Annotated in this window: 13 protein-coding genes; 8 read left to right on the top strand and 5 right to left on the bottom strand. The window is 65.6% G+C overall.

Annotated features, from left to right (window positions below; genetic code table 11):
• Positions 1-376: 376 nt before the first annotated feature.
• The 8 genes from purB (at position 377) to JTE92_RS27125 (ending at position 9,203) form a co-directional block, all read left to right on the top strand.
• Positions 377-1,753 carry an adenylosuccinate lyase gene (gene purB, locus JTE92_RS27160; RefSeq protein ID WP_063242089.1) on the top strand — a complete coding sequence of 459 codons (1,377 nt, stop codon included), beginning with the start codon at positions 377-379 and terminating at the stop codon, positions 1,751-1,753.
• Between the two features lie 280 nt (positions 1,754-2,033).
• On the top strand, positions 2,034-2,588 hold the full coding sequence (locus JTE92_RS27155) for a cytochrome b (RefSeq protein WP_063242090.1): 555 nt from the start codon (positions 2,034-2,036) through the stop codon (positions 2,586-2,588).
• A gap of 71 nt (positions 2,589-2,659) precedes the next feature.
• Positions 2,660-3,241, top strand: a complete 582-nt coding sequence (locus JTE92_RS27150; protein WP_063242091.1) for a YceI family protein — start codon at positions 2,660-2,662, stop codon at positions 3,239-3,241.
• 86 nt (positions 3,242-3,327) lie between these two features.
• Positions 3,328-3,918 (top strand): YceI family protein, encoded by a 591-nt coding sequence (locus JTE92_RS27145; RefSeq protein ID WP_063242092.1) that lies wholly within the window; start codon positions 3,328-3,330, stop codon positions 3,916-3,918.
• A gap of 386 nt (positions 3,919-4,304) precedes the next feature.
• The gene (locus JTE92_RS27140; RefSeq protein WP_063242093.1) at positions 4,305-5,696 is read left to right on the top strand and encodes a class I SAM-dependent methyltransferase; all 1,392 of its coding nucleotides are present in this window, start codon (positions 4,305-4,307) and stop codon (positions 5,694-5,696) included.
• A gap of 22 nt (positions 5,697-5,718) precedes the next feature.
• Positions 5,719-7,050, top strand: coding sequence for a sensor histidine kinase (locus tag JTE92_RS27135; RefSeq protein ID WP_063242094.1), 1,332 nt, complete (start codon positions 5,719-5,721; stop codon positions 7,048-7,050).
• A 15-nt stretch (positions 7,051-7,065) separates the two neighbouring features.
• Positions 7,066-8,199, top strand: coding sequence for a hybrid sensor histidine kinase/response regulator (locus JTE92_RS27130; RefSeq protein ID WP_063242095.1), 1,134 nt, complete (start codon positions 7,066-7,068; stop codon positions 8,197-8,199).
• A complete protein-coding gene (locus JTE92_RS27125) occupies positions 8,196-9,203 on the top strand; it encodes a response regulator (protein ID WP_063242096.1) in 1,008 nt (335 codons plus the stop codon). The genes JTE92_RS27130 and JTE92_RS27125 overlap by 4 nt, the downstream gene beginning before the upstream one ends.
• A 73-nt stretch (positions 9,204-9,276) precedes the next feature.
• On the opposite strand, the gene secF is transcribed toward JTE92_RS27125, so the two are convergent.
• The 5 genes from secF to queA form a co-directional block, all read right to left on the bottom strand.
• Positions 9,277-10,248, bottom strand: coding sequence for a protein translocase subunit SecF (gene secF / locus JTE92_RS27120; protein ID WP_063242097.1), 972 nt, complete (start codon positions 10,246-10,248; stop codon positions 9,277-9,279).
• Between the two features lie 50 nt (positions 10,249-10,298).
• The gene (gene secD, locus JTE92_RS27115; protein WP_063242098.1) at positions 10,299-12,170 is read right to left on the bottom strand and encodes a protein translocase subunit SecD; all 1,872 of its coding nucleotides are present in this window, start codon (positions 12,168-12,170) and stop codon (positions 10,299-10,301) included.
• 218 nt (positions 12,171-12,388) lie between these two features.
• Entirely contained in the window at positions 12,389-12,715 is a 327-nt protein-coding gene (gene yajC, locus JTE92_RS27110; protein ID WP_063242099.1) for a preprotein translocase subunit YajC, read from the bottom strand.
• Between the two features lie 288 nt (positions 12,716-13,003).
• Entirely contained in the window at positions 13,004-14,134 is a 1,131-nt protein-coding gene (tgt, locus tag JTE92_RS27105) for a tRNA guanosine(34) transglycosylase Tgt (RefSeq protein WP_063242100.1), read from the bottom strand.
• Positions 14,135-14,148: 14 nt separating this feature from the next.
• Positions 14,149-15,237, bottom strand: a complete 1,089-nt coding sequence (queA, locus tag JTE92_RS27100) for a tRNA preQ1(34) S-adenosylmethionine ribosyltransferase-isomerase QueA (protein WP_063242101.1) — start codon at positions 15,235-15,237, stop codon at positions 14,149-14,151.
• Positions 15,238-15,334: the final 97 nt, after the last annotated feature.

Raw genomic sequence — 15,334 nt, 5'->3', positions numbered from 1 at the left:
GAGCTTGTTATGAAGTGCATCGCCTGCCGCGTGGCAGCGGCGCCGGGGTGCGCTGCTGCCCGATGCACTTCATAACAGGCTACTGGAACGGCGTGCGCGAGTATACCTGCGGGGCCGGACGAATGCGGGGTCGCGCACCGATGCCCCGCGGGCGCACTTGACCGCTGCCCCGGAGCCGGGGCAGGGGTGGTAAAATCCCCCGTTGCGCAGCGCCGGCCGCCGGTGCAGCGCGTGCGGGCGGGCCCGCCGATGCGGCGCATCGGGCGCTTCGCCTTGTTCCCGGCGGTTGCCTCCGCCAATCCGACGCTGATATCGCGCCAGCCCCCGCGGCGCGCACCGTACGTCCCCTATTTCCTTCCTTTCCCCGGTTTCCAGCATGACCACCTCCTCGCTTTCGCCGCTCACCGCTCTTTCCCCGATCGATGGCCGCTACGCCGCCAAGGCCGACGCGCTGCGCGAATGGCTGTCCGAGGCGGCCTTCATGCGCAACCGCGTCAAGGTCGAGGTGCACTGGCTGATCGCGCTGGCCCAGACCGGCCTGCCCGACATGCCGAAGTTCTCCGCCGCCTCCGAAGCCGCGCTGCTGGCGCTGGTGGACAAGTTCTCCGAAGCCGATGCCGCCCGCATCAAGGAAATCGAAGCCGTCACCAACCATGACGTGAAGGCCGTCGAGTACTGGCTCAAGGAGCAGGTCAAGGGCAATGCCGAACTGGAAGCGGCCAGCGAGTTCATCCACTTCGCCTGCACTTCGGAAGACATCAACAACACCTCGCACGGCATGATGCTCAAGGGCGCCCGTGACGGCGTCATCGTGCCGGCGCTCAAGCGCGTGCACGCCCGCCTGGTGGAACTGGCCAGGCTCAATGCCACCCAGCCGATGCTGTCGCGCACCCACGGCCAGCCGGCCAGCCCGACCACGCTGGGCAAGGAAATGGCCAACGTGGCCGCGCGCCTGGCGCGCGCGATCCAGCGCATCGAGCAGGTCGAGCTGCTGGGCAAGATGAACGGCGCGGTGGGCAACTACAACGCGCACCTGTCGGCCTACCCGGCGTTCGACTGGGAAGCCTTCTCGCAGCAAGTGATCGAGACCCGCCTGGGCCTGGCCTTCAACCCGTACACCATCCAGATCGAGCCGCACGACTACATGGCCGAGCTGTTCGACGCGGTCGCCCGCGCCAACACCATCCTGCTGGACCTGAACCGCGACATCTGGGGCTATATCTCGCTGGGTTACTTCAAGCAGAAGACCAAGGCCGGCGAAATCGGCTCGTCGACCATGCCGCACAAGGTCAACCCGATCGATTTCGAAAATTCGGAAGGCAACGTCGGCCTGGCCAACGCGGTGCTGCGCCACCTGTCGGAAAAGCTGCCGGTGTCGCGCTGGCAGCGTGACCTGACCGATTCGACCGTGCTGCGCAATATCGGCGTGGCGTTCGGCTACAGCCTGCTGGCCTACGAGGCCTGCCTGCGCGGCCTGGGCAAGCTGGAAACCAACCCGGAACGCCTCGACGAAGACCTCGACAACTGCTGGGAAGTGCTGGCCGAGCCGGTGCAGACCGTGATGCGCCGCTTCGGCGTGCCCAACCCGTACGAGCAGCTCAAGGAGCTGACCCGCGGCAAGGGTATCTCGCGCGAGGCGCTGCAGACCTTCATCAACGGCCTGGCAATCCCGGACGATGCCAAGCAGCTGCTGCTCGACATGACGCCGGGCAGCTACATCGGCAAGGCGGTCTCGCTCGCTGAGCGCATCTAACGTCACATTTGCCGGGCGCAGCACCGGCACACCAGAAAAAGCCATCCGCCAGGATGGCTTTTTTGCTTTGGTGGCACCGGTTGCACCAACTGCCCGCCCGCCTGTGGCGCTTGCGGCAGAATGACACTTCAAAGCATTTGAATAACTTAATGAAGGACTGTCCTGCACGGGCGCACTTTCCGTCGCAATAATGCGAGAATCTTCAGCGCCCCGCCGGATCCAACTCCAGGGTGTGTCCCCAAATTTGTGAAATGCCCATGACGCGGGCGAGAGGAAACCGATGCGTTCTACCGCCAATGCCCCTGCCGGCTACGGTGCCACCGCCATCGCGCTGCACTGGATCGTCGCGCTGGCGATCTTCGGCGCGTTCGGGCTCGGCCTGTACATGACCGGCATCCCGGGGCTGACGCCGACCAAGCTGAAGCTGTATTCGTGGCACAAGTGGCTGGGTGTGACGATCTTCGCCGTGGCGCTGCTGCGCGTGCTGTGGCGCGCCACGCACGCGGCGCCGCCGGTCGCGCCCGGCACGCCGGCGTGGCAGGCCAGGGCCGCCGCCGGCGCGCATCACCTGCTGTACCTGCTGATCGTGATCGTTCCCATCAGCGGCTATCTCTACAGCCTGGCGGCTGGCGTGCCGGTGGTCTACCTCGGCCTGTGGAAGATGCCGGTGCTGATCGAGAAGAACGACGAACTGAAGGAAGTGCTCAAATTTGCGCATGTCTGGCTGAACTATCTGATGGCCGCCGTGGTCGTTGTCCATGCGGCGGCGGCGGTGAAGCACCAGTTCGTCGACCGTGACGGCACGCTGGGCCGGATGCTGCCGTTCTTGCGCTGACCTTCTGCGCCGACCTTTCCCATCCCGCGGCGCCTTGCGCCGAACCTCGAACCTGACAGGAGTCATTGAAGATGAATCGCCATTCCCGCCGCGGCTCGCTGGCCATCAACGCCACCGTGGCAGCCGTGCTGGCCGCTGCAGGTATCGCCGCCAACCTGGCCTGGGCCCAGGTCGACGCGGCCAGGAGCTCGGTGACCGCCGTGGCGCGCCAGATCGGCGTGCCGATGGAAGGCAAGTTCAAAAAGTTCGACGCGCAGGTCAGTTTCGATCCCGCCAGGCTGGCCACCTCGTCGGCCAAGATCGAGATCGACGTCGCCAGCTTCGAGATCGGCGACGCCGAGACCACCAAGGAAGTGAAGGGCAAGGACTGGTTCGACGCGGCCAAGTATCCCAAGGCCGTGTTCCAGTCCACCAGCATCAAGAACGGCACGCCGGGCAAGTACGAGGTTGCCGGCAAGCTGACCATCAAGGGCAAGACCGTCGACGTGGTCGTGCCGGCCACTTACCGCCAGGAAGGCGCCAGCCAGGTGTTCGAGGGCGCGCTGCCGATCAAGCGCACCGCCTTCAATATCGGCGACGGCGAGTGGAAGGACACGTCGGTGGTGGCCGACGACGTCCAGATCAAGTTCCGTATCGTGCAGGCCAGCAAGTAAGGCCGGCAATCCGCTGACGTACCAGGACGTTAATAACCAAGAACGTTCCGCTTAACCTGTTTAACCTGTTTTTGTTGGGAGATCCCATGAAACTGCGTTCCGTCGTTGCCGCCGTCGCGGCCATTTCCGCAACCGCCGCCTTCGGCGTGGCTTCGGCCAATACCGTGACGTACAACCTCGATCCGACCCATACCTACCCGAGCTTCGAGGCCGACCACCTGGGCGGCCTGTCGACGTGGCGCGGCAAGTTCGACAAGTCCAGCGGCACCGTCACGCTGGACCGTGCCGCGAAGGCCGGCACCGTCGAGGTCAAGATCGATCCGGCGTCAATCAATTTCGGCAACGCCAAGATGAACCAGCATGCCAAGAGCCCGGACATGTTCGACGTCCAGGCCTTCCCCGAGGCCAGCTACAAGGGCAAGTTCAGCAAGTTCAAGGGCGACGTGCCGACCGAAGTCGATGGCGTGCTGACGCTGCGCGGCGTGTCCAAGCCGGTCAAGCTGGAAATCCGCGAATTCAAGTGCATCCAGCACCCGATGCTCAAGCGCGAAGCCTGCGGCGCCGACGCCGTGGGCGAGTTCAACCGCGCCGATTTCGGCCTGGACTACGGCGTGAAGATGGGCTTCAAGCCCGAGGTCAAGCTTGCGATCCAGGTGGAAGGCGTGCGCGCAGAGTAAGCGCCATGGGAAACGCCCCGTCCTGGGGCAACTCCCATAAAACGATACAAAGGCCGGCGATCGCCGGCCTTTTTTCCTGGTTTTAGGTATCCTGTAGCCGACCCCGCCGCAAAAGGGGGCGGACAAGGCACTTGGTTGTACGCGGCTCAATTGCCACAGTACAATGGGCCGCGGCAATTCCAGACGATCCGGGCTTGTCGGTGCTCTCCCGCACGGGGAGAGACCGCCGCCCGCCAACAGGCTATAGCGCATTCCTATGAGCATTCGCTGCACATCCCGATACCGGTAGCCTTCCCCGCGATTCCCTCGCCCCTCCTGCTGTACCCGGCCGTCCCGCCCAGGCAGTATGGCCCGCAGCGTTTCTCGGATTTCCCTGGCGCAATACCGTGTATTCCAAAACGCAAATCGATCCGGTAGTTAGTTTCCGCAACTCGCAGGGCGAGCAGGTGCGGGGCACGATCATCAATCTCCAGAGAAAGTCTCTGGTGATGGAAATCTACAACCCGTATTCGATCGTGCAGGTCAGCGAGGTGCTGAGCGAGCTCAGCGTCCGCATGGGCGCAAAGAATGCCTACCTGGGCAAGGCCGTGGTAATGAGCCTGGTGAACACCGGCCTGACCGCGGTGGTATCGCTGACGCTGATCGACGAGTGGCGCGAGCTGACCGACCTGAACAACGAGCCCAAGTCGGTGGCGCGCGAAGCCGAGCTGTTCGTGCAGGACTGGGATACGCGCTTCAATATCCGGCGCGACTACCAGATCGTGGTCAACGAGATGCGCGCCTTCCTGTCCGAAGTATCGCGCTGGGTCGAGCAGGTCGACCTGACCGAGTCGCTGCCCAAGAAGGACGGCAAGCTGCGCGAGGACGTGTTCTACGAGCTGGCCACGCCGATCATGGTCAGGACCAAGACCTATCTCGACTGGCTCGAGGGCGAGGCCGAGCGCGTGGACCCGGAAATCGCGCCGGTGCACCGGACCTATGCCCAGTCCGCGCTGCACCCGCTGCTGCTGCGCGCGCCGTTCGTGTACCGGACCTTCACCAAGCCGCTTGGCTACGCCGGCGACTACGAGATGGTCAACCAGATCCTGAGCGATCCGCAGCAAGGTCCGACCACCTACTTCCAGATCGTCAACACCGCCTTCCTGAAGGCGGCAGTGGCGACCGCGCACCGCAACCGCATCGACCTGCTGGTGGATTTCCTGACCCGCCAGGCCGAGCGCGCGCGCGCCGCCGGCCGCCCGTTCCGCGTGCTCAACGTGGGCTGCGGACCGGCCTTCGAGATCCAGCGCTTCGTGCACGAGTATCCCGATCCCGAGCTGCTGTCGTTCCAGCTGGTCGACTTCAGCGAAGAGACGCTGGACTACACGCGCCACTCGATCGAGCGGGCGGCCTCTGGCGCCGGGCGCAAGGTGTCGGTGGAGATGGTGCACCAGTCGGTGCACGATCTGCTCAAGCGCCGCATCTCGCCTGACGATATCAGTGCACGGGAGTTCGACGCGGTCTACTGCGCGGGGCTGTTCGATTACCTGTCGGATAAGGTCTGCACGCGGCTGCTGGCGTATTTCGCCTCGCGTTCGCGTGCGGGCGGCCAGGTCCTGGTCACCAATGTGCATGCCAACAATCCAGAGAAGTTCGGCATGGAACACCTGCTCGAGTGGTACCTGATCTACCGCGACGACGCCGGCATGGCGCAGCTGCTGCCGGAGAATTCGCATTCGCACCGCATCTACGTCGACCCCACCGGCGTCAACGTCTTTGCCGAAGCCACCATTGAATGAGGCTGTCCGGGCGGACCACCCCATGAGCACCAATCAACTCTACGCCGGCTACAAGTCCGAGCTGGCCGACTTCCGCCTGGCGTTCAGCCGCGGCGGCGCCTACACCGCGATCGTGCTGGTCCTGCTCGGCGTCGGGCTCGACTACGGCCAGTATCCGCAGCAGCAGCTGGCGTTCGCGGTGGCGCGCGTAGTGGTGTCGCTGCTGATCGCCGGCGTGGTGGTGATGCTGTACAGCGCCATCGGGCGCCGGTTCGCGCCCTGGCTGACGCTGACCTGGCTGCTGCTGCCGCAGATCATGATCGCGTGGATGATCTCGCAGACCGAAGGGGTGCAGTCGCCTTACTACGTCGGGCTGAACCTGGCGATCTTCGCCTCGGGCATCGCGCTGCCGTTCGGGTTGTGGCAGAACCTGGTCTTTGGCCTGCTTTCGTACCTGCTGTACGTGCTGGCGTGCCTGTTCCATGCCGGGGGCATCGAGCCGATGGGGATGTTCATCGTCAACTCGCTGTTCCTGCTGTTCGCGGCGGCGGCCAGCGGGGTCTATACCTTTTTCAACGAGCGCGCGCGTTTCATGCTGTTCCGCCTGAAAGCGGAAGTGGCCGAGAAGAACGCCGAGCTGGAAGTCATCAACCGCAAGCTGGTCGACATCAAGGGCCAGATGCTGCAGCAGGAAAAGATGGCCGCGATCGGTACGCTGGCGGCCGGCCTGCTGCATGAGGTCAACAACCCGGTCAACTTCTGCCTGATGGCGATCGAGGTGGCGATGGAAGAGCCGCAGGCCAAGGAGAGCGAGTCGCTGACCGAATGCCTGGTCGATGCCAAGCAGGGCATGCAGCGCATCCAGCATATCGTGTCCGACCTGAAGACCTTCGCCTACCGCAAGCCGGGCGCCGAGGTGGAGGGCACGCCGTTCCTGTTCGAGAAGGCGCTGGATTCCTCGATCCGCCTGACCGCGCACGAGCTGCGCGGCGTCAAGGTGACGCGCGAGCTGCCGGGCGACACCCTGGTGCTGGGCGACGAGGCCGCGGTCATCGGCGTGCTGATCAACCTGTTCTCCAACGCCGCGCTGGCCATGCGCAAGGCCGGCACGGCCGCGCCGGCGATCCATACCACGGTGCGCTGGGCCGACAGCCGGCTCCATGTCACGGTGCGCGACAATGGCCCCGGCATCGCCGAGGAAAACCTGGCGCGCGTGTTCGAGCCCTTCTTCACCACGCGCGACGTGGGGCAGGGCCTGGGGCTGGGGCTGTCGATCAGCTACGCGGTGATCGAGCGCCATGGCGGCCAGCTCTTCGCCGAGAGCGAGCTGGGGCAGTGGGCCGCGTTCAGCTTCGACCTGCCGCGCGCGGAGTAAGCCGTGATGAGTGCCATGAGCGAGGTGCAGCAAGCACGGCCGACCCTGCTTTACGTCGACGACGAAGACATGGCGCGCAAGTATTTCGCGCGCGCGGTGGGCTCGGAGTATGAGGTACTGCTGGCCGCCAGTGCCGAGGAGGCGATCGCCACGCTCGCCACCGATGGTGCGCGCATCGCCGTCCTGGTGACCGACTTCCGCATGCCCGGCCGCGATGGCGGCGAGCTGCTGCGCGAAGTGGCGCAGCTGTACCCGCAGATCGTGCGCATCCTGGTGACGGCGTATGCCGACAAGGACATGCTGCTGCAGACGGTCAACAGCGGCGAGGTGTTCCGCATCCTGGAGAAGCCGCTGAGCGTAGCGCAGGTGCGCGAAGTGCTGCGCCTGGCCGGCGAGCGCCACCGCGAACGCGCGCTGCGCCAGCACCGGCTGATGGCGATCGACGAGACCCTGGCCTTCCTGGCGCACGAGCTGAACACCCCGCTGGCGGCGATCGCCAACTTCGCGCGCGGCATCGAAAGCCGGGTCGCGGGTGAGTACACGGAGCAGCGCCAGGGCGAGATCGGGCAGGCCGCCAGCGCCATGCACGACAACGCCCAGTATTGCCTGGCGGTGCTGTCGTCGTTCCTGCAGTCGGTGCGCAACAGTGCCGGCAGCAAGGCAGCGCGGCCCGAGCCCGGTGCCGAGGTCAGCGCGGGGGCGCTGGTGGCGTCGCTGCTCGATACCTACCCGTTCTCCGGCGACCAGCGCCAATGGGTGCAGGTCGAGATGCACGGCGATTTCCCGGTGCAGACGCTGCCCAATTGCGTGGCGCTGGTGCTGTCGTCGGTGATGAGCAACGCGCTGCGCGCGCTTGCCGGCACGCCGTCGCCGGCGCTGCGCTTCGTGGTGGTGGCCCAGCCGCACCTGGAAATCCATATCAGCGACAACGGCCCCGGCATCCCGCCCGAGGTGATGGAGCGCCTGCTGGTCGACCCCGTGACCACCCACGCCAGCGCTGGCGGCAGCGGCCTGGGCATGATTTTCTGCAACCGCGTCATGCAGTCCTTTGGCGGCGGCATCCGGATCGCATCCGCGTCCGGCGCCGGCACGACCGTGACGCTGGACTTTCCAAGTTTCAAGAATCGAATGATTAGGAGTGACCGATGAGCGAACCGAATGCCACCCAGGCACCACCCCCGGCGATTCTGTTCGTCGATGACGAAGCCACCGCCGTCAAGTATTTCCAGCGCGCCATCGGGGCGCTGGCACCGGTGGTGACCGGCGGTTCGGTGGAAGAGGGCAAGGCGCTGCTGGACGCGCATGCCGACAGCCTGGCGGTGCTGGTGTCGGACCAGCGCATGCCCGGTGAATACGGCAACGAGCTGCTGCGCTATGCGCGCGAGCGTTACCCGCATATCGTGCGCATCCTGACCACGGCTTATTCCGAGCTGGACCAGACCGTCGAGGCGGTCAACCAGGGGCAGATCCATCGCTATATCAAGAAGCCGTGGGACATCACCGCGCTGCGCATGGAACTCAAGCAGGCGCTGGAGCTGTCCGGACTGCGCAAGGAGCGCGACCAGCTGGTGCGCGAGAAGCTGGCGGTGCTGCAGACGCAGACCGTGGCCACCCGCATCGGCATGCTGCATGCGCTGTGCGCGAGCCTGATCGGCCCGGGCCGTTTCCAGCCGGTGGAGACCTACCTGGCGGCGGTCGACCTGGCCGGCGCGAAAAACGCCGACCCGGACTGGCAGCGCATGGATTACGCCGACCTCGTGCGCGCCGAGGCCGAGCGCAGCGGCACCTTCGGCCATGCCGTGGCCACGCGCCTGGCGGCGCTGCGCAGCGCCAACGCGGGCAAGGGCGCGGCCGATGCGGTCGCCGTCATTGCCGATGCGCTCGGCAGCGACGTGGTGCGCCGCGACGGCGACTCGGTGGTGTGGACCGCGCCGGCCACGCTGGCCGAGTTCCTGGCGCAGCCGGTGGGTACGGCGGTGTCGCCGCACCACGCAGCCTGGCTGGCGAGCCTGCTGTGGCTGGACGAGGCGGGCGGCGCAGTGCAGTTCGCGCGCGATGGCGACACCATCCTGTGCCGTGCAGCGCCGCGTACGGAGACGTTCGCGGCCGACCGACTGGCGGCGTGGATCGAGCGGTTCGCGCAACAGGCCTGAAGCGGTTGGATCCGCCCCAGAAAGAAATGGCGCCCCGCGGGGCGCCATTTCTTTTTACCAGAGCAGCAGACCGTCAGGCCTGCGCCCCGAAGTTCGGATCGTTGCGATCAGTCGACTCGCCCTTCTTGTCGGCCTTGACCAGATCCTCGCGCTTGACGCCCAGCCACATCGCCAGCGCCGCGGCCACGAACACCGACGAATAGATACCAAACAGGATACCCACCGTCAGCGCCAGCGCGAAGTAGTGCAGCGTCGGACCACCGAAGAAGAACATCGACAGCACCATCATCTGGGTCGAACCGTGGGTGATGATGGTCCGCGAGATCGTGCCGGTGATCGCGCTGTCGATGATCTCGTGCGTGGTCATCTTGCGGTACTTGCGGAAGTTCTCGCGGATCCGGTCGAAGATCACCACTGATTCGTTGACCGAGTAGCCCAGCACCGCTAGCACCGCCGCCAGAACCGACAGCGAGAATTCCCACTGGAAGTAGGCGAAGAAGCCCAGGATGATGACGATGTCGTGCAGGTTGGCGATGATGCCCGCCACCGCAAACTTCCACTCGAAGCGGAACGACAGGTAGATCATGATCCCGATTACCACGCACAAGAGCGCCAGCAGGCCGTCGGTAGCTAGCTCCTTGCCCACCTGCGGGCCGACGAACTCCACCCGCTGCAGCTTGACGTCAGGCGAGCCGGCCTGCAGCGCGGTCATCACCTGCTCGCTTTGCTGAGCCGAAGTCACGGGCTTGCCGTCCGGACCTTTTTGCAGTGGCAGGCGGATCATCACGTCGCGCGAGGTGCCGAAGTTCTGCACCTGCACGTCGGTATAGCCCAGCTTGCCCACCTGGCCTCGGATCTTTTCCAGGTCGGCCGCCTGCTGGTAGCTGACCTCCATGACCGTACCGCCGGTGAATTCGATCGACAGGTGCAGGCCTTTTTGCCAGAGGAAGAACACGGCCGCGGCAAACGTTAGGAAGGAGATCACGTTGAAGACCAACGCGTGCTTCATGAACGGAATGTCGCGCCGGATGCGGAAGAATTCCATGTTGAATCCTGTTCTGTACTGCTAGTTTGCGGATCGGCTGTCCTGGCCGCTTACTTGGCGACCGGGGTGTCAGAGGCGTTGCCCGGCTTCCAGATCTGGCCGATGGCCACGCTCTGCAGCTTCTTCTTGCGGCCATACCAGAGGTTGACCAGGCCGCGGTTGAAGAACACCGCCGAGAACATCGAGGTCAGGATGCCCAGGCAGTGCACCACGGCAAAGCCGCGCACCGGGCCCGAGCCGAACGCCAGCAGCGCCAGGCCGGCAATCAGCGTGGTCACATTCGAGTCCAGGATGGTGGCCCAGGCGCGGTCGAAGCCGACCGCGATCGCCATCTGCGGCGACGCGCCCGCGCGCAGTTCCTCGCGGATACGCTCGTTGATCAGCACGTTGGCGTCGATGGCCATGCCCAGCACCAGCGCGATGGCGGCAATGCCCGGCAGCGTCAGCGTGGCCTGCAGCATCGACAGTACCGCGATCAGCAGCAGCAGGTTTGCGCCCAGCGCCATCACAGAGAACACGCCGAACAGCATGTAATACAGAATCATGAACACGCCGATCGCGGCAAAGCCGTAGGCGACCGAGTCAAAACCCTTCTGGATGTTGTCGGCACCCAGCGACGGCCCGATGGTGCGTTCTTCGATGATCTCCATCGGCGCGGCCAGCGAGCCGGCGCGCAGCAGCAGGGCCAGGTCGTTGGCGGCTTCGGTGGAGTAGGAGCCGGTGATCTGGAAGCTCGAACCCAGTTCGGACTGGATCGTCGCCACCGTCAGCACTTCGCCCTTGCCCTTCTCGAACAGCACGATCGCCATCGGCTTCTTCAGGTTCTCGCGCGAGACGTCGCGCAGCACGCGGCCGCCCTGGGCGTCGAGCTTGATGTTGACCGAAGGCTGCTGGTTCTGGTCGAAGCCGGCCGAGGCGCTTTCGATGCGGTCGCCGGTGAAGATCACCTGCTTCTTCAGCACCACCGGAGCGCCGTTGCCTTGCGTGAACAGTTCGCTGCCGAAGGGGATCGGGTCGCCCGGGCGCGGACTGCGCGGCGCGTCGTTGTCGACCAGGCGCGCTTCCAGCGTGGCGGTGCGGCCGATGATGTCCTTGGCCTTGGCGGTGTCCTGCACGCCCGGCAGCTGCACCACGATGCGCTCGGCACCTTGCTGCTGGATCACCGGCTCGGCCACGCCGAGTTCGTTGACGCGGTTGTGCAGGGTGGTGATGTTCTGCTTGACCGCGGCGTCCTGCACGGCCTTGCGGGCGGCCTCGGTGAAGCTGCCGACCACGTTGTTGCCGTCCAGGGCGAAGGCCACTTCGCGCAGGTTGTCGGCCAGCAGCGCGCGGGCGCGGTTGGCCTCGTCGGCGTTGTTGAAGCGCACCGTCAGGCGCTCGCCGTCGCGGTCGATGCCGCCGTGGCGCATGTTCTTGTCGCGCAGCAGCGTGCGCGCGTCGCCGGCCAGGCTGTCGAGCTTCTTGTCGACGGCGCCCTTCATGTCGACCTGCAGCAGGAAGTGCACGCCGCCGCGCAGGTCCAGGCCCAGGTACATCGGCAGCGCATGCAGCGAGGTCAGCCAGCGCGGCGAGCCCGACAGCAGGTTCAGCGCGACCACGTAGGTAGGATCGGCGGCATCCGGGTTGAGCGCGCGCGACAGCACGTCCTTGGCCTTGAGCTGCTCGTCGGTGGTGCGGAAACGCGCCTTGACCGAGCCGGACTGGCCGGAAATGTCGAAGAACACGCCGTCAGGCTGCAGCTGGTTCTGCGCCAGGATCTCTTCGACCTGCTTCTGCATCGACAGGTCGACCTTGACCGTGGCCTTGCCCGAAGACACCTGCACGGCGGGCGCCTCGCCGAAGAAGTTCGGCAAGGTGTAGAGGATGCCGATGGTCAGCGCCACCAGGATCACGAGGTATTTCCAAAGCGGATAACGATTCATCTCGGGCCAGTCATTCAGCGGTTGGCGGGGCCGGCGCAGGCGTGGCGCGCCACGTCGGCGGGGCCGAACCGGTTTGGCAAACAGCCGCCTGGCAGCCACGGGACGGAGCCACGGTGGCTCCGGCGGGCTGGATCAGGCGGCTGCCGGGGCATGCGCGAACGGGCATGCCGGAAAAGACAAAGGCGGGAGTCGCTTAGTCGATCGGGGCGATCGGCGGATCAGAGCGCCTTCAGCGAACCCTTCGGCAGCACCGCGGTCACGGCGTTCTTCTGTACGGTGATCTCGGTGCCTTCCGAGATTTCCAGGCTGACGTACTGGTCGGTGACCTTGGTCACGCGGCCCAGGATACCGCCGGCGGTGACGACTTCGTCGTTCTTGGCCAGGGCTTCGAGCATTGCCTTCGCTTCTTTCTGGCGCTTCATTTGCGGGCGGATCATGATGAACCACAGCACACCAAACATCAGGATGATGGGCAGGAAGCTCATCAGGCCGCCAGCCGCGCCGCCGGAACCGGCGGTCTGGGCAAATGCGTTAGAAATCAGCACGTTGATTCTCCGTCACAAAAGTCAGTCAAGTAATCGATCATTCTACCATTCGCATTCCGCCAGCCCTTGGCATTCTAGGGCGGAATACGGGTTTCTTCGGGGTGATTCCGGGGCGACTCGTCCGGTTGCCGGTAGCGCGCATGTCATTCCCGCGAAGGCGGGAATCCAGCGTCTTGCGCGTCCCATTCGGGGAGAAAGTCACTGGGTTCCCGCCTTCGCGGGAACGACGGTGGAAGCAACCCCGCTATTCGACCGGCGTTGGCGGGAAAGTTCGTAGGCCGGTCCGAATTACTGTGTGCCGCGCGCGCGGTCGGCAGCGAACTGGCGGCGGAAGTCGGCGAAGCGGTGCCGCTCGATCGACTCGCGCACCTCGCGCATCAGCTGCAGGTAGTAGTGCAGGTTGTGGATGGTATTCAGGCGCGCGCCCAGGATTTCGCCGACCCGGTGCAGGTGGTGCAGGTAAGCGCGCGAGAAGTTGCGGCAGGTGTAGCAGGCGCAGCTTTCGTCGAGCGGGCGCGGGTCGTTGCGGTGCGCGGCGTTCTTGATCTTGACGTCGCCATAGCGGGTGAAAAGCCAGCCGTTGCGCGCGTTGCGGGTCGGCATCACGCAGTCGAACATGTCGACGCCAGCGGCGACACCCGCGACCAGGTCCTCGGGCGTGCCCACGCCCATCAGGTAGTGCGGCTTGTTGGCCGGCAGGCGCGGCGCCACGTGCTCGAGCACTCGCATCATGTCTTCCTTGGGCTCGCCGACCGACAGGCCGCCGATGGCGAAGCCGTGGAAATCCAGTTCGGACAGGCCCGCCAGCGATTCATCGCGCAGGTCCTCGTACATGCCGCCCTGGACGATGCCGAACAGCGCATTGGGGTTGGCCAGCCGCTCGAATTCGTCGATCGAGCGCTTGGCCCAGCGCAGGCTCATGCGCATCGACTTGGCTGCTTCGTCGTGCGTGGCGGGACGGCCGTCGATCTCGTACGGCGTGCACTCGTCGAACTGCATCACGATGTCCGAGTTCAGCGTGCGCTGGATCTGCATCGAGATCTCGGGCGACAGGAAGAGCTTGTCGCCATTGACCGGCGACGCGAACGTGACGCCATCCTCGGTGATCTTGCGCAGATCGCCCAGCGAAAACACCTGGAAACCGCCGGAATCGGTCAGGATCGGCTTGTCCCAGCCGATGAACTTGTGCAGGCCGCCATGGGCGTTGACCACCTCCAGGCCCGGGCGCAGCCAGAGGTGGAAGGTGTTGCCCAGGATGATGTGCGCGCCGATCTCGTTCAGTTCCAGCGGCGACATGGCCTTGACCGAGCCATAGGTGCCCACCGGCATGAAGATCGGCGTCTCGACCACGCCATGGTTCAGCGTGACGCGGCCGCGGCGGGCGTTGCCGTCGGTGGTGATGAGTTCGAAGTTAAGCATGCTTGTGTCAGGGTTCAGGCCGCGGTGTCAGCGGTATCGGCGGTATCGGCACCGTTCCGGCGGGTCAGCAGCATGGCGTCGCCATAGCTGAAGAAGCGGTAGCGCTGCTCGACCGCATGGCGGTAGGTGGCGCGGATGGCTTCCACGCCGGCCAGCGCCGACACCAGCATCAGCAGCGTCGACCTGGGCAGGTGGAAGTTGGTGATCAGGGCATCGACCAGCCGGAAACGGTAGCCCGGGGTGATGAAGATATCGGTGTCGCCGCTGCCGGCTGCCAGCGTGCCGTCAGGCTGTGCGGCCGATTCCAGCGCGCGCAGAGAGGTGGTGCCGACCGCGATCACGCGGCCGCCGCGGGCGCGGGTCTCGCGCACGGCCTGGGCCAGTTCCTCGGAGACGGCATACCACTCCGAGTGCATCTTGTGCTCGGCCAGGTTTTCGGTGCGCACCGGCTGGAAGGTGCCGGCACCCACGTGCAGCGTCAGGAAGGCGCGGCGCACGCCGGCGGCATCCAGCCGGGCGAACAGCGCGTCGTCGAAGTGCAGGCCCGCGGTGGGCGCGGCCACGGCGCCCGGATTGCGCGCGTAGACCGTCTGGTAGCGGGTCTCGTCGTAGGCGTCGGGATCGTGCGTGATGTACGGCGGCAGCGGCAGGCGGCCGTAGCGCTCGATCAGGTCGAGTGCCGGCTCGGGGAAGCGCAGCGTGAAGAACTGGTCCACGCGCGGGCCGACCGTCACCGCGAAGGCGTCTTCGGCCAGGTGCAGCGCGCTGCCTTCGGCGGGCGTTTTCGAGGCGCGCACCTGCGCCAGCACGGTATGCGAGTCCAGCACGCGCTCGACCAGCACCTCGACCTTGCCGCCGCTGGGCTTGTGGCCGAAGAAGCGCGCCTTGATCACGCGCGTGTCGTTGAAGACCAGCAGGTCTTCGGGCCGCAGGTAGTCGACGATGTCGCTGAAGGCGCGGTCGACCAGGCGCACCGCATCGGCGGTATCGGCGGGTGCGACCCGTTCCACCACCAGCAGCCGGCTGGCGCTGCGGTCGGGCAGCGCGCTCTGGGCGATCAGTTCTGGCGGCAGCGGAAAATCGAAATCGGAAAGCGTCAACATCGTGGAAACGGGGCGCGGGGCCTGCGACGGGGCGGAAAGCGAGGCACAAAGCGGCACTCGCTGCCCGTGGTGGCAGCCGGCATGGGTACAATCGGCG

Origin of the sequence: Cupriavidus oxalaticus (assembly GCF_016894385.1) — a bacterium.
In the GTDB taxonomy this organism is placed as follows: domain Bacteria; phylum Pseudomonadota; class Gammaproteobacteria; order Burkholderiales; family Burkholderiaceae; genus Cupriavidus; species Cupriavidus oxalaticus.
Note: the sequence above shows the minus strand (reverse complement) of the source record. Positions and strands in the feature narration are given on the sequence as shown.